Consider the following 25,976-nt stretch of genomic DNA (forward strand, 5'->3'; position numbering starts at 1 on the left):
GGAAGTAAGTAGAAAATCTTGATGCTCAACTTTCTTCCAAGAGAAAGATGCGCGATCGGTTTAAAAGGGAGAAAATCAAAACCGACTTCCCCTTTTCCAATTGCGTGGAATTAAAGATGAAAATCGGCGCTAATTATCTTGGTGACGGTCGTTGTGAATTTACGGTTTGGGCACCCGCTCACGAAGAAGTAGCTGTACAAATAGTATCCCCTGCTCAGCGTTTGCTTCCCATGCAAAAAGATGAATGGGGGTACTTTAAAGTACTAGCTGAAGATATGGAGCCAGGAACACTTTACTTCTACAAACTCTCAGGAGAGGTAGATAGACCCGATCCCGCTTCCAACTCTCAACCCAAGGACGTACATGGGCCTTCTGAAGTGGTCGCTCACACTCAGATAAACTGGACTGATGCCGATTGGTCGGGCGTTCCCTTAGAGGAAATGATTATCTATGAATTGCACGTTGGCACGTTTACCCCGGAAGGTACTTTTGAAGCGATTATTCCCCGGTTAAGAGAGTTGCACGAGTTTGGGGTGAATGCGATCGAACTAATGCCAATCGGACAATTTCCAGGCAATCGCAACTGGGGCTATGATGGCGTTTTTCCCTTCGCACCGCAGCATTCCTATGGCGGTTCTGAAGGATTAAAAAAACTGGTCGATGCGGCTCACAAACAAGGGATAGCAATTATTCTAGACGTAATTTACAATCACTTTGGTCCAGAAGGAAACTACTTCAGTGATTATGCACCGTACCTCACAAACCACTACCAAACAGCTTGGGGGAATGCCATTAACTTTGATGGTGAATATAGTTACGGCGTGCGTAACTACTTTATTGAAAACGCCCTGTATTGGTTTGAGAATTTTCACATTGACGCTCTACGCTTAGATGCTAGCGACCACCTATACGATATCGGTGTCAAACACTTCTTACAAGAACTAGCAGAAAACGTTGATGCCCTTTCCAAAACACTAGGTCGTAAACTTTATCTAACTGCCGAAAACGATTTAAGCGATATTAAAATAATTCGCCCCATTGAGTTAGGTGGCTATGGTATAGATGCTCAGTGGAACGATGCTTTCCACCATTCTCTGCATACCCTGCTAACCGATGAAGAGTCTGGGTATTACGAAGATTACGGCACCTGTGAACAGATGGCAAAGGCTTTTAAACAAGGGTTTGTCTACTCTGGGCAATACTCGCCGTTTCGCAAAAAATTTCATGGCAGTGATTCAAGCGCTATCCCCGGTCATCAATTTGTCGTTTTTACCCAAAATCACGACCAAATTGGCAATCGAGCGTTAGGTGAACGCTTAACTCATCTAGTATCATTTGAAGCGCTTAAGCTGGCAGCTGGCGTACTCCTACTTGCTCCCAATATTCCTTTAATATTTATGGGAGAAGAGTATGCAGAAGATGCACCGTTTCTCTACTTTGTGAGTCATACAGACCCGGAATTAGTTGAGGTAGTGAGAGAGGGGAGAAAGAAAGACTTTGCCGCTTTTCATATAGAAGGAGAGTTTATCGACCCCTTCAGTTCTGATACGTTCCAAAAATGTCAGTTGAACTGGGAGAAACGACAAGAAGGTAAACACAAGGCGCTGTTAGAACTTTATCAGCATTTAATTCAACTACGTCGCACCTTGCCTGCGCTGAAACAACTCGATAAGCAAAATCTAGAAGCCTCTGCCGTTGAAGAACATAAGCTCCTGTTCCTCCGGCGTGGAAGTAGTGGCGACCAAATCTTCTGCATTATGAATTTCAATAAAAAAGAAGTCACTTGTCAACCGTCTTCCGGTGGAATCTGGCGAAAAATTCTGGATTCAACCGATGATAAATGGATGGGTTCAGGCTCTACCTTGCCAGAAAAACTAATTCGAGAGGAGAAAGTGACAATCGCTCCCCAAAGTTTTGTCCTCTATGAGCTGGAAACTCTAGCAGAATGAATCAAAACCAGAATGGGTATTGAATGTTAGGGGAACGGAGCTTCATCTCTTCTGAATTGAGAAGAGAGATTATCAGGACATGCGCCATTCCGACAGCAGTCTAGCCAAGGGGGGTGGGGTAATTTAATAGTTCATACTTCATGAGTTCTTCTCTATCTCTGGGGAGATGCTTTTTGATCAGCTCACTACGTTCGTGGAAGACCGCTTGATCATTAAAGCGGGCTCCGTTGTTGCCAGCCTGTTGGATTAGTTTTGACAAACGTTTTCGGTCGTTCGACAATTTAGCAATCAGATTGCCGAGTTGTTCCCAGTCTTCTAGGGGCACGAACAGACCTCCACCGAGGTCATTCACCAGGTCATCAGCGTACTCGCTTTGATAGCCAATAATCGGCGTGCCGCGAACTAGGGACTCAATCAGGCAGCGTGGCGATTCTGGGGTGACATGAGTAAACAACATGATGTGAGATTCCCCTATTTTCTTAAACAACTTTTTTCGATCTGACTCAAATCCCGTCAGTTCGATGAAAGAACTTAAGTCCATCTCTGCAATCATGGCTTTCATTTCCTGCATCAAAGGCCCATCACCCATCCAAGTGGCGTGCAGTTTCACACCCAAATCCCTCGCCCTTCCTACAGCTTTTACCCAGTCCAAGGGGGCTTTCATCGAATCCATACGTCCGGCATAACAAATGCGAATTGTCTCATCCCTCTTCGCACGCCGCACTTTTTGAAACAGATCAAAATCGCTGATGCAATCTGAAGGTTTTGTGTGGATGTCGTGAATCAGATGGCTGTTCTTGCAAAAGGGGCTATAAGCTGAATAGCAATCTTGACCATGCCACAGACCTAGGGAGCAATTCTTGATAATTTGTTTGTGGTAGATCGCCATCAGCGGTGCCATGATTCTCGACTTCAGTCGGGTTTTGAGTTTTGCACCCTGGCTCGATCGCAGCATGACCTCATGTTCGACGCGATCCGTATGAATGCTATAGGGTCTACCCTGTTTGTGAGCTTCCAAGGCGGCAACCGCCGCCCAGTCGCCAAACAAGCCGCCAATCGCAAATTGAAGATAACGGCAGCGTGAGATTAATTCGCCCAGAGAGGCTCGTACCGAACGATAGCAAAAAAAGAACTTGAGGGGGGAATAAGCCCAAGGGAGTGGCACAAATTCAAAGCGATGGGGTTTGGCTAAGGTGGCTGTGTCCTGCCAAGTTATGGTTTTTTCGTGGGTGGCTAGGGCTTCGGGCAATAGAGGTGCGGCGACGATCACTGACTCAAAGTTATCAGCCCACTGCTCTAAGCCGTTGCAAGCCTGGGAGTCAAACAATAGTTGGTTTCCTTTAACTCGAAGGGGAACGGGCAGAACGAGCAGCATTCCTTTTTGTTGTACAGATTGGCCATTCCTGGCAAGCTCATATTCTCTGGGCTTAGTCAACATAAAATAGCTGTTCTTCGTGTTTTGATCTATCTCCACTAATAAGTTTGGCTTGTCATTTATGTCAGGACTCTCTGTCCCAAGAAAGATGTTTTATATTTCCTAAAAAGAGAATATTAAAATAACTCCAATTGTTGCAGCTAAATTCCCTTTACAAGAAAAATACAATGGCTTTTTGAAATCTTAAAAATCCCAAATACCAGTTGATGATAATTAGTTTAAATTAATTAGGAGTCCCTCTTAAAATATGCGAATTCCCACAGCCACTTACCGGATTCAATTTCAGTCAGAATTTAAGTTTGAAGCAGCAAAAAATATCATTAATTATCTGGCTGAATTAGGAATTTCTGACCTCTACGCCTCGCCAATCTTTAAAGCTACACCCGGCAGTACCCACGGCTATGATGTCGTTGACCCCACTCAACTGAATCCTGAACTGGGAACAGCAGAGGATTTTGAAGCACTGGTGAGTGAAATCAAGAATCATGACATGGGGTGGGTACAGGATATTGTGCCCAACCACATGGCTTATCATAGCCAAAATGCTTGGCTAATGGATGTTCTAGAAAATGGGCTTGATTCTGAATTTTCTGACTACTTCGACATTGAATGGGAACATACTTACGAAGACATTAAGGGGCGAGTACTTGCTCCCATGATGGGTAGTTTTTATGGAGAAGCTTTGGAGAATGGTGAAATTCAGCTTAACTATGAGGAGAGTGGGTTAAGCGTCAATTATTATGCTTTGAAATTGCCTGTCCGAATAGAATCTTATGGTCGGTTTATCGGTCAGAATTTGGGACAGTTAGCAAGAGAACTGGGTAAGCGCCATCCCGATTTTCTCAAGTTATTAGGTATTCTTTATCTAATAAAAAGCATACCTAACGAAACCAAGGGTAAGGAACGATATGCCCAGATAGCCTTTGTAAAAGTACTATTGTGGGAACTCTACACCCAAAATCCGGAAGTCAAAGAATTTATTGATAGCAATGTAAAGCTTTTTAATGGAGAAAAGGGAAACCCTGATAGTTTTCATTTTCTGGATAGTTTGCTAAAAGACCAGTTCTACCGACTATCGTTTTGGAAAGTCGGTGCGGAAGAAATCAATTATCGAAGATTTTTTACCGTTAATGAACTGATTTCGATGAGGGTGCAAGAACTCAAAGTCTTTAACAAAACTCACGATTTAGTAAGCCAGCTTGTTGAGCAAGGAAAAGTCACTGGATTACGAATCGACCACATTGATGGACTTTATGACCCAACGCAATATCTGAAGCGACTCCGGGAAAAAACAGGGGATGTCTATATCACTGTTGAAAAGATTTTGGAACTTGAAGAAGATTTACCTAAGGGCTGGCCTGTTGAGGGGACAAGCGGCTATGATTTTTTAAATTACGTCAATGGAATTTTCTGCAAAACCGAGAGTGAGAAAAAGTTTACAGAGATCTACACTCAACTCAGTAGCTCCCAAAGCGATTACGAGCAGCTATTTTTTGATAAGAAACACCTAATTGTCGAGAAGAACTTGGCGGGAGATGTCGATAATCTGGCTCAGATCCTGAAAAAAATCGCAGGTCAATCTCGACTGGGGATTGACTTTACCATGAATGGTTTGAAAAGAACCCTTTCAGAAGTACTGTGCCTTTTCCCGGTTTATCGCACCTACGTAAATGGAGATGGGTTGAGTGAAGACGATCGCACCTACATCAAGGAAGCAATTGAAGAAGCCAGAGGGCGAATTCCGCTGCTTTTGAATGAACTTAACTATATTGAAAAGTTGCTCTTGCTGGAATGGGAGGAGTCGTTAACGGAAGAGCAAAAAGCTTTACGGCTTCACTTCGTGATGAGGTTCCAACAGTTGAGTGGACCTCTAATGGCGAAAGGGATTGAGGACACACTATTTTATTTGTATAACCGACTTCTAGCTTTGAACGAAGTGGGGGGGAATCCTGGAAAATTTGGCATCACCCTCAATGAGTTTCATGAGGTCAATCAACAACAAATGACGGCTTGGCCTCACAAGATGAATGCTACGGCAACTCATGACACCAAACGAGGTGAGGATGTGCGGTCAAGATTGAATGTGCTTTCAGAAATCCCAGAAGAATGGGAAAAACAGGTGAAACGTTGGAGTGAAATTAATCGCTCTAAAAAACATGAGGTCAGGGGAAAAGCGGTTCCTGTTGGCAATGATGAATACTTCTTCTATCAGACCTTGGTGGGTTCTTATCCGTTTAATGAAAGTGAGAATGCTTCGTTTCTGGGACGGGTGAAAGACTATATGCTTAAGTCCGTAAGAGAGGCTAAACTGCATACGGCTTGGCTACGCCCTGATAGTGCTTATGAAGAGGAATTTCTGGCTTTTGTGGAAAGAGTTTTAGAGCCTTCTGACTCGAATGAATTCATGAAGGAGTTTCTGCCTTTCCAGAAGTGGGTAGCAGGCTATGGGATCTTTAATTCACTGTCACAGGTATTGCTGAAATATACAGCGCCCGGTGTACCGGATACCTATCAGGGAACGGAGTTATGGGACTTGAGCATGGTAGACCCGGATAACCGACGTCCGGTTGATTACGACCAGCGAATTTCTTGTTTGCAGGAGATTCAACAGAACCTACAAACCGATAGTCTGAAGCTGATAGATGAGTTATTGTCGAGTAAGGAAGATGGTCGAGTTAAACTGTTCCTAACTTACCGAGTTCTTCAGGCTAGAAAAGAGAATTTGACAGTGTTCCAGAAGGGAGATTATCTGCCTCTAGAAGTGACGGGAAAGTTCAAGGAGCATATTGTGGCATTTGCCAGACGCGATGGTGAAACGACAGTCATTGCGATCGCACCTCGCTTCCTGACAAGCTTGATCGAACCCGGAACACTCCCCCTAGGGGAATCGGTATGGGAGGATACCCGCATCGAGTTACCTCAAGGAATGCCGACATCCTGGACAAATGCTATTTCTTTGCAGACGTTTTCTGAAGATGGCATTGTGTCCATTGGCAAGGCATTGCAACACTTTCCCGTAGCGTTGCTGACAAGCTAGAGCCACGATGTAGGGGTTTGGGTGTAGAACTATCTTGAATCAGCAAGAATTCCCTAAAACTTTGAGTAGCTTAGCGCTAACATACTCATTTGCAGGAGGATAGCACTGAACTAGGGAGTGGCATGGTGGATCTCAGGTGGCTTGAATGGGCAAAGAAATTACAGGCGATCGCTCAAAACGGCCTCACGTACACTGAAAACCCGTTTGATCTTGAGCGATACCAGTCAATCCGCAAAATTGCGGCTGACATGATGGCTACCTACTCTCAAACAGATCCACTCTACATCCTCAATCTATTTGCGGATGAAGTAGGCCCTGCTACTCCTAAGGTTGATGTGCGAGGCGTAGTATTTAAAGAGAATAAAATCTTGTTGGTCAAAGAGCGACTCGATGGCGGTTGGACGCTACCCGGAGGATGGGCGGATGTGGGTGAAAGTCCTAGAGAGTCTGTGGAACGAGAAGTGTATGAAGAGTCTGGGTTTCAAACTCGCGCTGTCAAATTACTCGCCGTTTATGACAGAAACCGACACCCCCATTCCCCCAGTCCCTATTATGTCTACAAGCTGTTTTTTCAATGCGAGTTAGTTAGTGGTGAACCATCGCCGAGCCTAGAGACAACAGAAGTGGAATTCTTTGCTGAACATGAGATTCCCGAATTATCTCACGCTCGCGTGACACCGAGTCAAATTGCTCTAATTTTCGAGTATTCTCGGCATCCTGAGTGGTATACAAGCTTCGATTAAATAATATTAAATCAGGCTAGTAGACCCCTTTTTTCAGTGTCTAAAATATCTCTTCCCCACTCCCCCCTCCTTGGCGGAATAAGGCGGTGAGCGAAACGGATTGGGTTATAAATTAAAAATCCCCCATTATCGACGATAACGGGGGATTTTTTCCGGCAAAAGCCGCGTTTAACAACGCTTGAAAAAAGCGATCGCCAAAGGCGGTAAAGTAAGATTCACCGAGTAGGGCTGACCGTGATGAGCCATTTCCTCTGCATGGACGCCACCCATATTGCCCAAACCGCTACCGCCGTAGTCCCCAGCATCACTGTTGAGTAACTCCCGCCAGAAGCCTGCTGCCGGGACACCGATGCGGTAGTTGTAGCGCGGTACAGGGGTAAAGTTACAAACGGCTAACACCACATCTTCGGGAGACTTACCCTTGCGAACCAAACTAATCACACTTTGTTCTGAGTCGTTGCAATCAATCCAGTCAAAACCTTGCCAGTCAAAATCTAATTCGTGCATGGCAGGTTCAGTGCGATAAGTGTGGTTCAAGTCAGCCACCCACTTTTGCAGACCTGAGTGCATGGGATACTCTAGAAGATTCCAGTCTAAGCTCCGATCATGGTTCCATTCCGACCATTGACCGATTTCCCCGCCCATAAACAACAGTTTCTTTGCGGCTTGAGCATACATGTATCCAAAAAGCAAGCGCAAATTGGCAAATTTCTGCCAGTAATCTCCCGGCATTTTGCCAATCAGTGAACCCTTACCATGAACCACTTCATCATGAGAAAGGGGCAGGGCGAAGTTCTCGTTAAAGGCGTAGAGCATCCGGAAGGTGAGTTTATTGTGATGGTACTTCCGGTGGATAGGTTCTTGGGACATATAGCTGAGGGTGTCATGCATCCAACCCATGTCCCATTTCATTCCAAATCCTAGACCCCCCACATACAGGGGGCGGGCAACCATCGGCCAAGAGGTGGACTCTTCCGCAATGGTTTGGATACCTGGAAAATGCTTGTAAACCGCTTCATTAAAGCGCCGCAGAAACTCGATCGCCTCAAAATTTTCCCTACCACCGTGATGATTGGGAATCCACTCTCCTTCTTTGCGGGAATAGTCTAAATACAGCATCGATGCTACGGCATCCACCCGCAGTCCATCAATATGGCACTTGTCGAGCCAGAAAAAGGCACTGCTAATTAAGAAACTGCGGACTTCATGGCGACCGTAGTTAAAAATACTGCTTTGCCAGTCAGGATGGAACCCTTTGCGGGGGTCGGCGTGTTCGTACAGGTTTGTCCCATCAAAATAACTCAGTCCATGCTGATCGGTGGGGAAATGAGACGGCACCCAATCCAAAATCACACCAATTCCATGCTGATGCAGGTAGTCCACCAAGTACATAAAGTCTTGAGGAGTCCCATAGCGGCCGGTTGGCGCAAAGTAGCCTGTTGTTTGGTAACCCCACGATCCGTAAAAGGGATGCTCAGTAATCGGCATCAATTCAACGTGGGTAAATCCCATCTGCTGGACATACTCAGCCAGTTTTGAAGCCAGTTCCCGGTACGTGAGGAAACGATCACCCTCTTCTGGGACTCGCATCCAGGAGCCTAAGTGTACCTCGTAGACGGACATGGGTGCGTCGAGGGCTTGTATGCGATCGCGTTTTTCCATCCACTCTTGGTCTTGCCAAGTGTATTCAGTGTCCCAAACGACTGAACCTGTCCTCGGCGGAAGTTCGGCTAAAAAGGCAACTGGATCGGCTTTATCCACCGCATAGCCAGTATTGTGATTGACGACGCGGTACTTGTAGAGGTTGCCTTTGGTCAGGCCAGGAATAAAGCCTTCCCAAATCCCGGAGTTTCCTTTCAGAGATAGGCAGTGACCGTAATCTTGCCACCCGTTGAAATCTCCTTTAACACAGACCTCAGTTGCATTGGGTGCCCAAACGGCAAAGTAAGTTCCCTCTACGCCATTGACCACGACGGGGTGAGACCCTAATTTTTCATAAAGGTGGAAGTGTGACCCTTCATTAAACAGATAGAGGTCATCCTCAGTTAGCAGGCTGACATAACCGTTTGTCACCTCTTGTTGGTTTGGATTAACTGATGTTTGTGTCATGATTTCTTAAAAGCTTTACGTTGACTCGTTCGTCATTACACTTCTTGCGCTAAGTCAGGGGAAAGGTTAAAGGGGGGAGATGCCTTTACCCTTTGACCTTTTCCCTCTTCTTGCAAAAGGGACTTGTTCAATTGATGACTAATGACTCATCACTAGTGACTCCGCGAAGCGGTTTGACTGTAATTCCCCCTCGACGCGGACTCCTGCAACTGGAGAATCCGTCGTAGTGGAATTTCCACCCAAGTCGGGCGGTTGTTGAGTTCGTAACCTAATTCGTAGATCACTTTCTCCAACAGATAGTTATCCAGAAGCACTTGCAGCTCTGCTTTTGTTTGGGGTAAGAAAGAGTCCTTGCCTGCCGTTGTGAGATAGGCATTCAGGAAAGCCGCACTTACCCAGCGATACCAGAACTGCGCCCATTGCTCCATGATCGGGAAATTGTCAGGGCGGATCATCCCACTTTCGACTTCATTGCGAAGTGCCATGCTGACAGCGTAGTTGAATGATTGCAGCATTCCTGCTACGTCTCGTAAAGCCGATCGCTTCATGCGTCGTTCGCTCAAGCTGCGAGCCGGTTCTCCCTCAAAGTCAATGATGATAAAGTCCTTACCCGTGTACAGCACTTGTCCTAAGTGGTAGTCCCCGTGGGTACGGGTTCGCATTGCCGTGATTTTTTGATTCAGGAGTAACTGGAAGCGCCCCATAATCTGCTCACTGGCCTCAAGGACAGCTTGCCCCAACTCTTGGGTGCCGGGTGGCAGTTGTTTCAGGCGATTTTTCAACAACAAAAACACTTGCCCTGCTAAGTTGCGTGAGTATTGGTAAATCGATCGCTGATAGAACGATGTAAAGGGTTCTGGGGCAAAGTCGGGATTCTCTGGAGCAGAAGTGAGGGCAAGATGGAGTTCCGCCGTGCGCTGACCCAGCAATTGAGCGCTACTCAAGTAGGAACCGATGGTTTGGGAAACTAAGGAATCCATCGGCACCGATGAGACGTGGGGCCAGGGGGACGCCGAGAATTGCCCATTCCCATCCTCTGCATCTGGGCTGAGTGTTTCCGGCTCATTGAAAGCTGCCTGCAAATCTAACAGGGAGTCTGATGGCACGGGGACTTCGGTAATATCCGCCTGCTGCACCGCTACATGCTCGAAGTAACTACGCAGGCTATCGAGGGTATACTCCCAGCTACTGCGGGTATCGAGGATAAACTCCTGCAATATCCCCACAGTCATGGGTTCGGCTTTGGGACGGCGATACTCCAGCGCCCCACCAATGGAGGCAAAGTGTTCCAAGACTTTTTTCTCGGTGAGGAAACGCCCAATTTCCAAATCGGGGTTAATGCCCTCTTCAAGCTTACGGAAGAGTTTAAGGATGAGGCGATCGCCATAAATAATCGAAGTATTGCTCTGCTCACCCTTAATCAGGGAAGGCTCCAAGTCAGTTGTCCCACCGCTCAAGCTTTGGAAGATATCAGTAGCCGTGGCAAGCAATTCCCCTGCCATCCCTTTGTAGCGGCGCTGGTGAGCGATCGCATTCAACGGGAAGGTCAAAAAGTTCTTGTCTGCTGCGGCATCGAAGAGAACTCCAGCTTCTTCTTTTCCGGCAATTTGGAGGCGAGCCAGCACAAATCGAGGCATGTCTGCCAAAAGGTGCAGCGCTTGCTCACCCTCTGCATAGGACAAGAGCAGCAGGTATGTTTCCGGGTCTCCCTGGATATAGTCCACACGCAACCAAACTAGCTGAGCAGACGTTCGCGCACTCGCTACGCCTTCCCTATCTGTGTCCTTGCAGGGCACCGGGATCACTTCAGTAATGTGTGTAGATTGAATCTTCCGGGCTTTGCCACCAAACCAGCGACAGGTATACAGGTAATCCGGCAGGATAGATTCCAAAGTCCCTCTCGACTGGGGTTGGGAAAAAATGTTCTGCCACTGACCAGTAACCGCTAGACTCCGTAGCTCTGCTTGAGGTTGAGACGGCTGAAGCGCACTGGGTTTAAGTTGTAGGGTAAGCCAGTAGAACGAGTAAGGCCCAACACTGAGGAAGTAGGACGAGTCTCCAATGGGTGGGAACTCCGTGCGACCAAAAATCTCAACGGGCACCATTCCCTTGAGGTGGGATAAGTCTAATTCCACCGTTTGCACAAAGCGGGACAAGTTCGCCACGACCAAGATGTGTTCATCATTGTAGGTGCGCGTGAAGGCCAGAACTTTGCGGTTCTCCGGGTGTAGGAATTCAAAGGTTCCTTTACCAAAAGCGTCAAAACGCTTGCGGGTGGCAATCAAACGTTTCATCCAATACCAGAGGGAATTGGGGTTAGCCCGTTGTGCCTCGACGTTAATCGCTTCGTAGTGATATTCCGACTCAACGATGACGGGTAAATATAACTTATGAGGGTTAGCACGACTAAAACCCGCGTTCCGGTCAGCACTCCAGTGCATCGGGGTGCGGACGCCGTTGCGATCGCCAACATAAACGTTATCTCCCATGCCAATTTCATCCCCGTAGTAGAGGACGGGAGTTCCTGGCATCGACAACAGCAGCGCATTCAGCAACTCAATCTGGCGGCGGTCATTTCCCAATAGGGGAGCCAGACGGCGGCGGATGCCTAAGTTTACCCTCATTTCCGGGTCTTGAGCGTAGACCCTCCACATGTAATCCCGGTCTTCATCACTGACCATTTCCAGCGTTAGTTCATCGTGATTCCGCAGGAACAATCCCCACTGACAGTTATCGGGGATCGCAGGCGTTTGCTGGAGGATGTCACTAATCGGGAAACTATCCTCCATCCGTAGGGACATGAACAAGCGAGGCATCAGGGGAAAATGGAAGTTCATGTGGCATTCGTCCCCAGCCCCATAATATTGCACAGCATCCTCAGGCCATTGATTCGCCTCCGCCAGCAGCATCCGATTGGGGAACTTTTCGTCTACATGCGATCGCATCTGCTTCAGGAAGGCATGGGTTTCTGCCAAGTTCTCGCAGTTCGTCCCTTGTCGCTCATACAGATAAGGCACCGCATCCATGCGTAGCCCATCAACGCCCATCTCTAACCAAAAATCCAGAACCTCAAAGACGGCTTGGCGCACGGCAGGATTGTCGTAATTTAAATCCGGTTGATGCGAGTAAAAGCGATGCCAGTAGTAACCTTTGGCGATGGGGTCCCAAGCCCAGTTCGAGGTTTCAAAATCCTGGAAAATAATCCGCGCTTCTTGGTACTTGTCGGGAGTATCGCTCCAGACGTAAAAATCTCGTTCTACACTGCCTTTGGGTGCCCGTCGCGCCCGCTGAAACCAGGGATGTTGGTCGGAGGTATGGTTGATAATTAACTCGATAATGACGCGAATGCCACGCTGATGAGCCGCCTCTAAAAATTCTTTGAAGTCGTCTAATGTGCCATAGATGGGGTTAACACTGGTGTAATCGGCAATATCGTATCCATCATCTCGCAGGGGTGACGGGAAAAATGGGAGTACCCAGAGTGCCGTGACGCCTAAATCTTGTAAGTAATCCAGTTTTTCTGTCAGTCCGCGAAAGTCACCAATGCCATCACCATTGCTATCAGCAAAGGCACGAACAGGCACCTCGTAAATGATGGCGTTCTTAAACCACAGGGGATCGTCTTTTAATATCGAGTGAGCGGTTTGCATGAAATACTTTTTAGACTTTAGGTTTTAGTTTCAGCTAATATGATGTTGCAGTAGTTAAGTTCAGGGGACAACCGTCAATCGAAAGATGCCTTTGAACTTACCTTACTCAAAGAAATATATCTAACTCCCAATCGTCAGATATATTCCTTTAGTGGGATATAGCCCGTCTAAATCCGGCGTGAAAACGACAAGAGACGGTAATCGGTAATCGGTAATCGGCACGTCTTCCCCATTACCGTTTGCGTAACTTTTCAATTAACGCCTTGACCCATTACCCACATCGCTCAATAGGTTTCACAATTCATTGAGAGCCGCTCTATAAATACCTGTTCTATTGCACAACCCGTCGCTGCTCAAAAGCGAGACATTAATCAACTTAGGTAAATAGAAATAGATACCAGATTTCCTCCCCTGAATCAGGGGAGGAGTTGGATGGAGTTCACTCTTTCTACAAAAACGTGAGGCTCCTGACTTTTTTAGCCCGTCATTTGGATTTTCACCGATTTATCGGGCTACTGTTGAATCCAAAAAAGATGGGCTGGAGTGATATGGGGATTGAGTTCAACATAGTTATATTCACCCTCCCAAGTGTATTGAGCATTATTGAGCAAATCATGAAGCTGGTAGGGTTGATCGGGTTTGATTCCCAATGACTCTAATGGTAAATGAATCCAGCCAGAGTGGGTATGGTAAGGATTTAGATTTACCACCATCAGCATCACATCTCTCAAATCTTCAGTTTGTTTGGTGTAACAGATAATCTCCTCGTTATCAATGTGATGGAATCGGATGCTATTGTTACTCTGCAAGGCTGGATGCTCTCGACGGCTGCGATTCACCCGTGCAATGTAATCTTTGATGGTGTAAGGACTATTCAAGTCCCATTCCCGGATTTGATATTTCTCCGAATCTAAATATTCTTCGCTTCCTTCTCGAATGGGTCGGTTTTCACATACATCAAAGGCTGGCCCATAAATACCGTAATTGGCGGTTAAGGTGCCGGCGAGAACTAACCGGAGAATAAAAGCCGGTCGTCCGCCGTTTTGGAGAAATGCATGGAGAATATCTGGCGTATTCGGCCAAAAATTGGGTCGAAAGAACTCGCGTACCTCACTCTGGGTGAGTTCCTTCATGTACTCGGTCAATTCCCACTTACTATTGCGCCAAGTGAAATAAGTATAGGACTGGCTAAAGCCCATCTTGGCGAGGCGAGACATCACCTTGGGACGGGTAAAGGCTTCTGCCAGGAAGAGGACATCGGGATAAGCTTGTTTGACTTCTCCAATCATCCACTCCCAAAACGGAAACGCTTTGGTATGGGGATTATCCACGCGGAAGATGTGTACCCCTTGGTCAATCCAAAACAGCACAATACTTTTTAACTCTTCCCACAGGTTTTGCCAGTCTTCGGTTTCAAAGTCTATGGGGTAAATATCTTGATACTTTTTGGGAGGGTTTTCTGCATGTTGAATCGTGCCATCGGGTCTACGCTTAAACCATTGGGGATTCTCCCGCGCATAGGGATGGTCGGGGGAACACTGGTAAGCGAGGTCTAAGGCTATCTCAATGCCATACTCCGCCGCTTTACTCACTAAATTTCGGAAGTCTTCAATCGTACCGAGTTGGGTATGAATCGCTTTGTGCCCTCCCTCTGGAGCACCGATTCCCCAAGGCACTCCCACATCTCCCGGTTCGGCGACAACAGTGTTGTTTTTTCCTTTGCGAAAGGTAATGCCAATCGGGTGAATGGGCGGTAGGTAGAGGACATCAAAGCCCAAATCGGCAATGTAGGGGAGACGGGCGATACAGTCGGCGAAGGTACCATGTTCTCCGGGTGCGCCACAGGAGCGGGGAAACAGTTCGTACCAAGTGCTGAAGCGGGCTTTTTCTCGATCAACTGTAACTTTGAGGAGTTTTTCGTAAGTGCTGGCCAATTGTCGGTCAGGATACTTGGCCATGAGGAAAGCCAGTTGCGGTGACACGATTTTGTCCTCAAGGATGCCATTGCCAGCCTTGGCATGGGAACGCAGAGCCTCCGACCAAGTTTTTAATTGTTCGGCATCATCCCCTGAGGCTCGCTGACTCGCTTGCTCAATTAATTGAGCTCCAATCAGCCAATCAACGGGTACAACCTGTACCGCGTCGATCTTTTTCTGAATGTCTCGCCGCCAAGACTTAAAATGGTCTACCCAAGCCATGATGGTATAGACATAACTCCCCATCTCGGAAACGGTGAATTCCCCTTCCCATCGGTCATTGACCAAGGCGGACAGTGGTGTTTCCTGCCACTGTTGGGATGTTTCTGGACGGTACAAAATCACACCCGCGATCACATCGTGTCCATCACAAAACATATCGGCTTCAACATGGATTTTCTCACCGATGGTTCGCTTGATGGGAAAACGACCCCCATCAATTTCTGGCGAGACTCCCTCAATCTGGACTCGTTGTCTACCATCCCTAGGCAGCATTAACCATCTCCCTCTACTTGATGGAAAAGTTTTAAAGAATTATAGAAATCAAACTCGAAAGTCTACTCCTTCCAAGGGCGGAATGCATGGCAATATGACCCAAAATGATGCCAATTTTTTAACGACCTTGGCGTTACTTTTTTGCTCTAATTTGAGATACTTTCAATGAGCCGATCTGTCTTTTGTGTATCTAGCCTATCATTGATATCTGGATCAAGGGTATTGTAAGTGGCTAAAGGCTTATTAATATCTATCTGAAGTATTATTGAGATTGTTATAGGTAAGTTATAAGTCCAGCTTTTTTAGGTTGAGCTGAAATCATTACTATATCAGAGTAAATTTTAGGCAGTTTTTTGGGCGCAATAAACGCTTTTTATTCTAAAAATTTTCAGGTTTGTATTGTAATTTGAGCTAGGGCTAAAAGCAGGTCATTATTCAAGTTTGTAATCAGAGCAGTACCAAGCGATCGCCGACAGTGATCACAGGGGCAAGAAAAAACCCCCTGTTGGGGGCTGATTCTTTAACAAAGCGTCGCAGAAAATACTTAAAGCAGATACACCAGGGTAAACAGAACAATCCAGACTACATCAACAAAGTGCCAGTAAAGCTCTGCCGCTTCTGGGCCAAAGTGTTCTTCAGCAGAGTAGTGGCTTGGATTTCGCGAGCGCCACAATACTGACAAGATTAGCAGCAGACCCACGGTGACGTGCAAACCGTGGAAGCCGGTGAGAACAAAAAAGGAGCTGGTAAACACATTGTTGGTGAGGCCAAATCCAAGATGAGCATACTCATAAGCCTGTCCAGCCAGAAAGATTGCCCCCATAATCGCGGTGATAGCGTACCAGAACCGCAGCCCGGAAACATCGTTTTTCTTAATAGCCGTGTCACCTCGATGCATCACAAAACTGCTGGAAATCAGAATTAAGGTATTGATTCCGGGCAACAGCAGCTCTAATTCTGGCGTTCCTTCGGGAGGCCAAGCTGGTAGGATCGCACGATAGATCAAAAAAGCGGTAAACAAGCCGAGAAAAATCATACTCTCAGCCACCAGGAACACCGCCACCCCAAACATCCGGAAGTCGGGATGTTCCTCGTGCTCAGCACTTGCCGCAGGCGCATTGTGATAATTTAGGGCTGTCTTCGATTCGTCAATGGTTGAACCTTGCATAAACCTCTATTGAAGTGTGAAGTATGAAGTCATGAGACCTCTGGCAAAAGCCGAATCAACTTTTATCCTTAGGTTGACGGTCTTCGGGATTGACAGCCACCGTGGGATCGGGTTCTGCGCGTAAAGCGGAGTTGGGGCCAGCCGCTAATGCAGGTTCCCGTTCATCGGATAAGGGGACATAGGTCTGATATTCGCGATCGCCCATACCATAGTCATAAGGGCCAGTCGCCAAAACAGGCACTCCTTCAAAGTTTTCAATCGCTGGTGGTGAAGAGGTCATCCACTCTAGAGTCAAAGCTCTCCAAGGATTGTCACCCGCTTTTTTCCCACGAGCTAAACTCCAAAACACATTAATAATGAAGGGAATAATCGACGTATCCATGAGGATCGCACCGATTGTGGCTAACTCATTAAGGGCTTGAAACTTCGGGTCGTAAACGGCAATGCGTCGATTCATGCCCAACAAACCCAACTCATGCATGGGCATGAAGGTTAAGTTAAAGCCAATAAAGGTGAGAACAAAGTGCATTCGACCCAGGGTTTCGTTGTACATCCGCCCTGTGACTTTCGGGAACCAGTGGTAGAAACCGGCATAAAGCCCCAGAACACTACCGCCAAACAACACGTAATGGAGGTGAGCAACGATAAAGTAGGTGTCGTGAACGTGAATGTCAAAGGGCACTGAGGCCACCATCACCCCGGTAATGCCGCCGATCACAAACACGGAGATAAATCCCATGGCAAACAGCATGGGACTCTCCAAGGCGAGTTTGCCTCCCCAGAGAGTTGCCAACCAGCTAAAGATTTTAATCCCAGTGGGCACGGCAATGATCATACTGGCGATCATGAAAAACATCCGCATCCAGCCTGGGGTGCCACTGGTAAACATGTGGTGTGCCCACACCAGTAGTCCTAGGAAGCTAATGGCGATACTGGAATAGGCAATTGCCCGATAGCCAAAAATGGGCTTGCGAGCATGTACTGGAATCACTTCCGAAATCGCCCCAAAGAAGGGCAAAATCATGATATAAACCGCTGGGTGGGAGTAAAACCAGAACATATGCTGGTAAACTACTGGGTCTCCCCCGCCTGTCGGATTAAAAAACGTTGTCCCGGCGAGTAAGTCAAAGGAAAGTAGAATCAAAGCCGCTGCCAGCACCGGCGTAGCGAGGAGCTGAAGGGCTGTTGTTGCCAGCATCGACCAGCAGAACAACGGCATCTGATTTAAGCTCATTCCTGGCACCCGCATCTTGAGGATGGTGACGCCAATGTTCAGACCCCCCAAAATCGAGGAAGTCCCGGCAATCAGGATGCTGAGAATCCAAATCGCCTCACCCGCCTTGCTTGCGATCGTACTCAAGGGGGGATAAGATGTCCAACCCGCCTCGGCTGGCCCGACAAAGAAGCTGGTGAGGAGCAATATTCCACCAACGGCATTCATCCAAAAGGCGACGGCATTCAACTTCGGGAATGCCATATCCTTTGCGCCAATCATCAGGGGAATCAGATAGTTGGCGAAGGCACCCGTTCCCGCCGGGACGACCCACAGGAAGATCATGATCGTCCCGTGCATGGTAAAGATGCGGTTGTAATTTTCAGGGCTAACAAAATCGGAAGCTGGGGTTGCCAGTTCCACACGAATGATGGTTGCTAGTATCCCACCGACGAAGAAAAAGAAGAATGCAGCCACCAGGTATTGAATCCCAATGACTTTGTGATCGGTGTTGAAGGTGAAATAATCTTGCCATTTCGTCGCGCCATGTCCTGGGGCATGGGCAGGCTTATTGGCTTGTTCTTGAAGCTCTGCTTGTGTCATGCGCTTTATCTGTTGTCTGTGCGTTTGTTGGTTAAAGAGTTGAAGCTTTAAAGGGCTGAAGGTTATGAACAACGTGCCAACCTGTAACCTGTTAACCTGCAACTCGGTCAAGGACAACCCATAACCAATTACAGCTGATTAGTAACAGCTAAATGCTGAGTCATATGCTCAGCAGAAGAGTGCAACTGCTCCAGAGTTTTCGACGAAATCCCCATGTCTTGGGTATAGGGAGCCAGAAATTCATGACTCGATTGCTCCGCCGGATTGGTAGCGGCAAGGGTTTTATCTAACGTTTCGTTGCCGGCAACAGCTTGCTGTTCTTGAAGCCATCCCTGGAATTCTTCTGGGGTTTGGACGAAAAGCTGAGCTCCCATTGCGCCGTGATAAGCACCGCAAAGTTCGGCACAGACGATGGGGTACTGACCCACTTTATTGGGCGTGAAGCGTAGTTGAGTGTCCCGTCCGGGGATCGCATCTTGCTTGAGGCGGAACTCTGGTAGCCAGAAGGCGTGTAGAACGTCTTGTGCGCTGATGTTGAGCTGTACTTCTTGTCCAACTGGGATATGCAATTCCCCTGTGGTAATACCCGTGTCTGGATAGGTAAAAAGCCAAGCATATTGCAGACCCATGACATTAACCGTCATGGGGACGGTTTCGCCTCGATGTTCTGGAGAAGCACCCAGTCCCAAGGCGATGGAGCCGCGACTGGGGTCGAGGGCAATCAGATTTTTGCCAGCATTGGCTGAAGACGGTGACATCCCAGCGGTTTGGGCAACCGGAGCTTGATGGTGGTCATGAGACACCATGGGATCGAGTCCTCCCATGGCGTTATAAATTTCAAAGCTATAGACCGCGATGATCAGGACGGTGACAGCAGGAATCGCTGTCCAAACAATTTCTAGAGGAATATTGCCATGAATCGGTGGTCCATCGCTGTTGTCACCTGGGCGGCGGCGATATCGAATCGCTGCGACAATGAGTGTGCCCTCTACCAGCAGAAACAGACCTGTGGCAATGGTCATCATCATGTTGAAGAGTGCGTCCACTTGGGCCGCTTCGTCTGATGCTGCCACTGGCATGAGACCGTGGTTTTGTCCATACCACAGGCTGATCAGAGTCAAGACGATGCCAGCCAGCAGGGTTGCAATTTGACTTGGAATGTTCACGGTGTGAGCTAGTTTAGGAGTTTATACAAGACTTCGTTCACAACAGGAGTGGCGAGAATCAAAGCCCACAAGCAAAGCAGCGGAAGATGACCCTCCTAAAATCCCTGAACAGGTAATCATGTCAGATGGTTCGGTTCAGACCCCCTTCCCCTTAAAGGATGGGGCAGTTGAGGTCATACACTGGGGTGCCGCTTGTCGCTGCGACGAGTAACGTACTGGTGTTGCAACTTGCTCCTTATGGGTTAATCTGTTTATGCCCTAAGGTATGCTTTCCTAGCCTATTACACTGCTAGAATCGCTAATTGCACTCCCTCGAAAGGGATAAGTTCCGCCTTCAAGGAGGACGTTCCTCTCCCTGTTTTCCCCCATTTAGCTTCAGATTGACACTTTGAGCCTTTAAGTTTCTCTGTTGTGGTCATTTACTACGGTAAGCCAGGTTATCAGTAAAAGAGGATATACAGGCTTTTTTCTTAGTGATTTTTTAGCAATTTATTTGGGATCGAGCTCGTCAGAGCCAAGAGTTTTGACGCCAAATGAGTCAGGGAACACTTGGCTAAAGTCGAAAATGTGAAGTTTTATACAGAGTCTCTCCAGGTTGTATGGGTAAACTCACAATCTGAAAAATCTCTAAAACTCTATCAGCTCTAGCGATAGCGTCATTACAGTGGTAAGGGGAGTCTGCCCACCTTCCGACCTCAGATGTTAAGTGGCAGATGAGTCGATACTCTCTCGCGTCAGCATCTCCTGCTAGACCAGTAGAAGTAACGGCAGGCTTCTGCCAAAAAAAGTTAAGTTAAATTGGTTTGCAATTGGTGCTATGGCTGAATCAGTGCTTTATCGGTCGGATACCACTCAAGAGCCATCTCAACCGAAAGACCGTATCCGTCGCTTTGTTTGGAAAATTGCGATCGCGACGCTACTGTTGATGGCTGTGGGTAGTGCCACACGGGTGATGAATGCAGGTCTCGCTTGTCCAGATTGGCCTCAATGCTTCGGTCAGTGGCTGCCACTCCAACAAATGAACCTCCAAGTGTTTTTGGAATGGTTTCACCGCCTGGACGCAGCTTTGATTGGTTTGAGTGCGATCGCCCTTTCAGGGCTATGCTGGTGGTATCGACGTTCTTTACCGAACTGGCTTCCTTGGGCGTCTACATTTGCTTTAGGTCTGATTATTTTCCAAGGCGTTCTGGGTGGCTTAACGGTTACAGAACTGCTGCGGTTTGATATCGTTACCGCCCACCTGGGATGCGCGCTGTTATTTTTCAACACTATGCTAGTGATTGGTACAGCGCTCATGCCCTATCAAGGTACTGGCGCTGTTGGCAAGTTGCCTTGGGTCAGCCTCACGGCGGCGGTTCTGATTTATGTCCAGAGTTTGTTAGGTGGCTTGGTCGCCTCTCAGTGGGCATTACATCAATGCTTTGCCGGATATCAACTTTGCGTGGTAATGAATAGTCATATCGCGGGTGTGGTACCCGCCACCTTGGCCACCTTAGCGGTTGTGTTTCTAGCATGGCGGACACCTGCACTCCATCCCACGCTGCGGAGATTGGCCTATTTGGCGGGAGTCATGGTGGTTTTACAGGTTATCCTCGGTGTCGCCACGTTTTGGTTACACTTGCAAGTGGAACTGTTGACCGTTTCACATCAAGCTGTGGGGGCGGCTTTACTGGGAATCCTGGTTGCGTTTACAGTCTTAGCGTTGCGTGACCGTGCTGCCGCTAATGAGACGAGTCCCATTACCCCAGATGCCGCCGCAGCTAGCTAAACCGATTGGGTCTGACCGCGTTACTTGCTGAATTAAAGGTTAAGGATCAAGGATGAAAAAACACCTAAGAATGAAGTATCAAGTCTGAACAAAGACTGCCCCAACCTGGCTCTCCTTTTTGAGACAGGGAGTAGTTCCATGTCTGATACTTTATGCTTCATCCTTAGTACTTCATCCTGCGCTAACGCGCCACAACGCTTTCACACTTCAGACTTCTGTGGAAAACCGTGCGCGTATTGTTTGAAAAAAAGGAAATTGGTGAAGTAATGGTTGGGACTAGTGTCTCCCGTCAACATGAAAACTTCCTACAAGTTATTCAAAGCTACTATCAACTGACCAAGCCTCGGATTATCCCACTGCTACTGATTACTACAGCGGCGGGGATGTGGATGGCATCGGATGGACGAGTAGACCCCTTTTTGCTGCTAGTAACCCTTGTTGGTGGAACCTTGGCGGCGGCTTCCGCCCAAGTCCTCAATTGCATTTATGATCGCGACATCGACTACGATATGGAGCGCACACGTCATCGCCCCATTCCGTCGGGTAGGGTGCAGCCCCGTGATGCCCTGTTGTTTGCGATCACTTTAGGCTTGCTCTCCTTCACCCTACTCACGGTATTCGCCAACCTGCTGTCTGCCCTTTTGGCCATGTCCGGTATTGTCTTCTACATGGCTATTTATACTCACTTACTCAAACGCCATACTCCCCAAAATATTGTGATTGGTGGTGCTGCCGGAGCGATCCCAGCACTGGTAGGTTGGGCTGCCGTGACGGGTGAGTTGAGTTGGGTGGCTTGGTTACTGTTTGCCATTGTCTTCCTGTGGACGCCTCCCCACTTCTGGGCATTAGCGTTGATGATTCGCGATGACTATGCCAAGGTTGGGATTCCGATGCTGCCAGTTGTGGCGGGTGAAGAGTCCACCACTCGTCAGATTTGGGTTTACACCCTGTTAGTTGTCCCGGCTTCCCTCTTGCTGATATATCCCTTGAGAGCCTTGGGTGTGGTGTATGGTGCGATCGCCATATGGTTGGGCATCATTTTTCTCCAAAAAGCGTGGCAACTCTTACAGGCACCCACTGATAAGCAATTAGCCCGTTCCCTGTTTAAATACTCCATCCTTTACATGATGCTTTTATGTACGGGAATGGTCGTCGATAGCTTGCCCATCATGCAACAACTCACAACGGGTTTAACGGAAAATCTGCACACCCTAGTCAGCGCTATCTTCATTGGTGGTTAACGGGTAGATTCTGTTTGGATCAAAAGACAACTATTGGGAGCCTTAGGCTCCCTTATTTTATTTTGAGAAACCTCTCTCCGTCTTCCATTGGCATAGCGTTCGACTCAATCAGTTGCCGAAATAACTATCCGAATCAAAGACTTTCACGACTTGTCAGAAAGTTTTTATAAAAAAATTAACTGTTAAAAACCATCTTCCAGCTTAGCGACATTGTTGTAATTTAGCTAAAACTAGAAGTAAGGAGGCACCCAACGGGTGTGTGACTAGAGATAACTAGTCGTGGCAAAGAGCCGAAGCTAAGTGACTCATGCCTTAACTACCTGAGTCTTTAAAAACTGTCGTTTGTGAGATTCAATCCTTACCTCACCATTCATCGCTGCCAGTTGCAGCTTTATAAAGCTCTTTAAGTCCTCTACATCATATTTAGTGGCTAAAAGTTGCCGCAGTTGGTTTTCAGCTTCTAAATCTAAATAACCGACATCAAGCGCTTGTTGGGCAAGTTCACGAATCCGAATCATACACAGCTCCCTGGAAAAATTTTTGGAAATTGAGACTAGGGGTTAGGTCAGGAGATGAGTATTTACAGGCAGAAGAGAGAAAATCGAACAGAGAAGTCTCATCAACCTAATAATTTTCTGTTTTATGACCAAAATACACTAAATCTATTGATTAAGAATATCTACCGGACTCAAGAGATTAACATCTATCCTAAGATAGGTTACTTTCGGGTGTTGGTATCACAGAACACTCTTCTGTTCGGATAGATGAAAGTAAAGCAATTTAGCGATTCGGGATTCGCTCTCGCTCTCCATGTCTTATTTAAAGAACTGGGAATTGACTACATTGATGTGTTTTTTTGGGGCTGGATTGGAAGCGATGATGGCCCGCGTTTTAAAGACTGCTTGGATATTTCTAACTTACAGAGAGGTTGAGCAAAGCACTTCTGCTATCGTGCTTAAATAATCAATCCCTTCTTTTGAATTCAACAAAAAATCTAAAAGAGGGAAGTAGTTCGCGCAGTGTTTACGCAAACTACTTTCCTATTAAAAGCTTCGTGAAAAATCAATATGATTCTGGTTCTGTGGTATAAGCAGGGGGCTTGGTGTCAGGAGCAAATAACCCCAATAAGGGGCCAAGAATTGCGCCAAAAACGAAGCCGCCAGCATGTGCCCAGTAGGCAACTCCACCACTTTCCATCCCAACATTCGCGGGTGCTTCTAGCATGGCTACCCCATTAAAGGCTTGCTGCAAAAACCAAAAACCTAGGTAAAACAGGGCAGGAACTCTTAGGGTGGTGAAAAAGAAACCAAGAGGAAGGAATGTAACGACCTTAGCCTTAGGGAACTTCAGGATATAGGCTCCCATAACGCCTGCAATCGCACCGCTGGCACCTAGGGAAGGAATCAAAGAGTTAGTTGCAAAAAACCACTGGGTAAGAGCCGCTAATGCCCCACAACCTAGATAAAAAATCAAAAACTTAACCCTACCCAGTTCCTCTTCAATATTGTTACCAAAAATCCACAGAAACAACATATTAAACCCCACATGAGTAAAGCTCGCATGGAGGAACTGTGAAGTGAGCAAAGTCAGGGGTTCTGGCACTGGCTGATTGACAGAAATGCCGTTAAAACTGTATGTGAGTTCTTTGGGAACAACCGCAAAAAGATGGAAAAATCCATCAAGCTGAGGCCCAGCCAAAGTCAGCTCATAGATAAAAATCAAAATATTGGCAGCTATCAGGGCGTAAGTGACATACGGAGTTATTCTTATCGGATTTTCGTCACGTAGGGGAACCACAAGCGTTTTTCCTATTGATTTACTAAACTAAAAGAAACATAACTTAATGTGGCTTTCCCTGACGGCCTGCTGTAGATAGATTTCTGATTTTTTTCTATCAAAAACAATTGAACTCTAGATAGAGGAATTCATTCCTTATCCGGCATTTGATGCTTTGGCCGGTAGAAGGTTCATAGCCTAGAATCCTCAGAAAACAGCCCTAGCAAGGGGCCAATAATTGCCCCGAAAACAAATCCACCCGCGTGCGCCCAGTAAGCCACTCCCCCACTCTCCATCCCGATATTACTGGGTACATTCAAACTGGCAATGCCGTATAACGCTTGCTGTAAGAACCAAATGCCCAAAAAGAAAATAGCTGGAATATCCGGAAAAACGATGAAAGGGCCGAGAAAGACTAAAGTCCGGATTTTAGCATGGGGAAACCTGAGAATATAGGCTCCCATCACGCCAGCGATCGCGCCACTAGCACCCAAGGAAGGAATACCCGATTGCATGGAGAAAAACCACTGAGCCAAAGCAGCTAGAGAACCACAAGTAATATAGAAAATGACGTACTTAATGTGTCCTAACTTATCTTCTATATTGTTGCCAAAAATCCACAAAAACAGCATATTGCCCAAAATATGCAAAAAACCACCATGTAAAAACTGAGACGTTACCAAGGTTAGAGGTTCCGGCACGGTTTGATTGACTGGGATGCCACCGAAACTTGCGGTTAACTCTTTAGGAACAACAGCATATAACTGGAAAAACTGCTCCAGTTGGGGCGACGTTAATCTTAGCTGATACAGAAAAATAAAGATATTTGCGCCAATCAGGGCATAAGTGACGTAGGGAGTGATGCGCGTCGGATTGTGATCGCTAATGGGAAACACTACAGTTCTTTCCTATCTATCCAAACATGAAAAAACCCTATCTTAACTCTCTTGATTTGTCTTCTCTCCTATCTCATAAAAAAAACCTCTCTCTAAAGAGAGGTTTTAATTTTTGGCAAAAGAGGGAATTGAAAAAATGGCTCGCCCTATTGAATTACATTCAAACATGGGCAGAGATATCCTTGGTTTGATTAACACTTACCCCATGAATAGAGGAATATCCATGCAGTTGAGGAAAACCAATCCCCAAAACAACCGAGTAATTAGCAATTTCGACACAATAATTAAGGTCTAATTATTGGACAATGATCTTGCCTGCCATGCCCGCACCCCGGTGAGGTTGGCAGTAGAAAGGATAGGTTCCGGCTGCGGTATCGGCTGGGAAGGTCGTCTCAAAAGACTCACCTGGAGTGAACAATAACTTATCGTGAGATAACTTTTTAGCCAATGCCTTGTCGCCGAGCTTAGCATCATCAAAGACAGCGTTGTGAGGAGGAACTTTGTTCATCACCCACTTAACTGTGTCACCCGCCTTAATTGTGACAGTTGGCGGATAGAACTGAAGCATTCCGCTGTCAGTACCCATCTTGACTGTGTAGGTTTCGGCAGCAGCAGGTGTTGCCGACAACGCAAAGCTAGCCACTATCAGCAGAATTGTAGACAGTAGCAACCCGACACTGCGTGAAATTGCGGCTTTAAATTTCATCATTTTCTCCGAAAATTCGCCATTGAATTCTTTATTAATATCTTA

16 protein-coding genes are annotated in these 25,976 nt (G+C 47.0%); 5 read left to right on the forward strand and 11 right to left on the reverse strand.

Translation table 11 applies throughout. The features are described 5' to 3' along the window. The first annotated feature begins 116 nt into the window (after positions 1–116). A complete protein-coding gene (gene treZ, locus NDI48_00115; protein MEP0829608.1) occupies positions 117–1,949 on the forward strand; it encodes a malto-oligosyltrehalose trehalohydrolase in 1,833 nt (610 codons plus the stop codon). A gap of 100 nt (positions 1,950–2,049) precedes the next feature. On the opposite strand, the gene NDI48_00120 is transcribed toward treZ, so the two are convergent. Beyond that, positions 2,050–3,387, reverse strand: coding sequence for a glycosyltransferase (locus NDI48_00120; protein MEP0829609.1), 1,338 nt, complete (start codon positions 3,385–3,387; stop codon positions 2,050–2,052). A 244-nt stretch (positions 3,388–3,631) separates the two neighbouring features. Here NDI48_00120 and treY point away from each other — a divergent pair, with 244 nt between their 5' ends. Both treY and NDI48_00130 read left to right on the forward strand, forming a co-directional pair. Beyond that, positions 3,632–6,421, forward strand: coding sequence for a malto-oligosyltrehalose synthase (gene treY, locus NDI48_00125; protein ID MEP0829610.1), 2,790 nt, complete (start codon positions 3,632–3,634; stop codon positions 6,419–6,421). Between the two features lie 122 nt (positions 6,422–6,543). Continuing rightward, on the forward strand, positions 6,544–7,164 hold the full coding sequence (locus NDI48_00130; GenBank protein ID MEP0829611.1) for an NUDIX hydrolase: 621 nt from the start codon (positions 6,544–6,546) through the stop codon (positions 7,162–7,164). A gap of 168 nt (positions 7,165–7,332) precedes the next feature. Here NDI48_00130 and glgB read toward each other — a convergent pair whose 3' ends face one another. From glgB to NDI48_00160, 6 genes are all read right to left on the reverse strand, one after another. After that, positions 7,333–9,273 (reverse strand): 1,4-alpha-glucan branching protein GlgB, encoded by a 1,941-nt coding sequence (gene glgB, locus NDI48_00135; protein ID MEP0829612.1) that lies wholly within the window; start codon positions 9,271–9,273, stop codon positions 7,333–7,335. A gap of 152 nt (positions 9,274–9,425) precedes the next feature. Continuing rightward, positions 9,426–12,923, reverse strand: coding sequence for a maltose alpha-D-glucosyltransferase (gene treS, locus NDI48_00140; protein MEP0829613.1), 3,498 nt, complete (start codon positions 12,921–12,923; stop codon positions 9,426–9,428). A 512-nt stretch (positions 12,924–13,435) separates the two neighbouring features. Continuing rightward, on the reverse strand, positions 13,436–15,394 hold the full coding sequence (locus NDI48_00145; GenBank protein ID MEP0829614.1) for an alpha-1,4-glucan--maltose-1-phosphate maltosyltransferase: 1,959 nt from the start codon (positions 15,392–15,394) through the stop codon (positions 13,436–13,438). 544 nt (positions 15,395–15,938) lie between these two features. Continuing rightward, positions 15,939–16,562 carry a heme-copper oxidase subunit III gene (locus NDI48_00150; GenBank protein ID MEP0829615.1) on the reverse strand — a complete coding sequence of 208 codons (624 nt, stop codon included), beginning with the start codon at positions 16,560–16,562 and terminating at the stop codon, positions 15,939–15,941. Between the two features lie 55 nt (positions 16,563–16,617). Next, complete coding sequence (gene ctaD / locus NDI48_00155) at positions 16,618–18,378, reverse strand: cytochrome c oxidase subunit I (GenBank protein ID MEP0829616.1); 1,761 nt, start codon at positions 18,376–18,378, stop codon at positions 16,618–16,620. A 128-nt stretch (positions 18,379–18,506) separates the two neighbouring features. After that, a complete protein-coding gene (locus NDI48_00160; protein MEP0829617.1) occupies positions 18,507–19,544 on the reverse strand; it encodes a cytochrome c oxidase subunit II in 1,038 nt (345 codons plus the stop codon). Positions 19,545–20,361: 817 nt separating this feature from the next. Between NDI48_00160 and NDI48_00165 the strand changes: the two genes are divergently transcribed. Both NDI48_00165 and NDI48_00170 read left to right on the forward strand, forming a co-directional pair. After that, positions 20,362–21,312: a heme A synthase gene (locus NDI48_00165; GenBank protein MEP0829618.1), complete on the forward strand. Its 951-nt coding sequence runs from the start codon at positions 20,362–20,364 to the stop codon at positions 21,310–21,312. Positions 21,313–21,578: 266 nt separating this feature from the next. Further along, on the forward strand, positions 21,579–22,553 hold the full coding sequence (locus tag NDI48_00170) for a heme o synthase (GenBank protein MEP0829619.1): 975 nt from the start codon (positions 21,579–21,581) through the stop codon (positions 22,551–22,553). 305 nt (positions 22,554–22,858) lie between these two features. On the opposite strand, the gene NDI48_00175 is transcribed toward NDI48_00170, so the two are convergent. The 4 genes from NDI48_00175 to petE form a co-directional block, all read right to left on the reverse strand. Further along, on the reverse strand, positions 22,859–23,071 hold the full coding sequence (locus NDI48_00175; GenBank protein ID MEP0829620.1) for a hypothetical protein: 213 nt from the start codon (positions 23,069–23,071) through the stop codon (positions 22,859–22,861). A gap of 544 nt (positions 23,072–23,615) precedes the next feature. Further along, positions 23,616–24,350, reverse strand: a complete 735-nt coding sequence (locus tag NDI48_00180) for a rhomboid family intramembrane serine protease (protein ID MEP0829621.1) — start codon at positions 24,348–24,350, stop codon at positions 23,616–23,618. Between the two features lie 170 nt (positions 24,351–24,520). Further along, entirely contained in the window at positions 24,521–25,225 is a 705-nt protein-coding gene (locus tag NDI48_00185; GenBank protein ID MEP0829622.1) for a rhomboid family intramembrane serine protease, read from the reverse strand. Positions 25,226–25,520: 295 nt separating this feature from the next. Next, the gene (gene petE / locus NDI48_00190; GenBank protein ID MEP0829623.1) at positions 25,521–25,931 is read right to left on the reverse strand and encodes a plastocyanin; all 411 of its coding nucleotides are present in this window, start codon (positions 25,929–25,931) and stop codon (positions 25,521–25,523) included. Between the last annotated feature and the right edge of the window lie 45 nt (positions 25,932–25,976).

This window comes from Microcoleus sp. AS-A8, from assembly GCA_039962225.1.
GTDB lineage: Bacteria > Cyanobacteriota > Cyanobacteriia > Cyanobacteriales > Coleofasciculaceae > Allocoleopsis.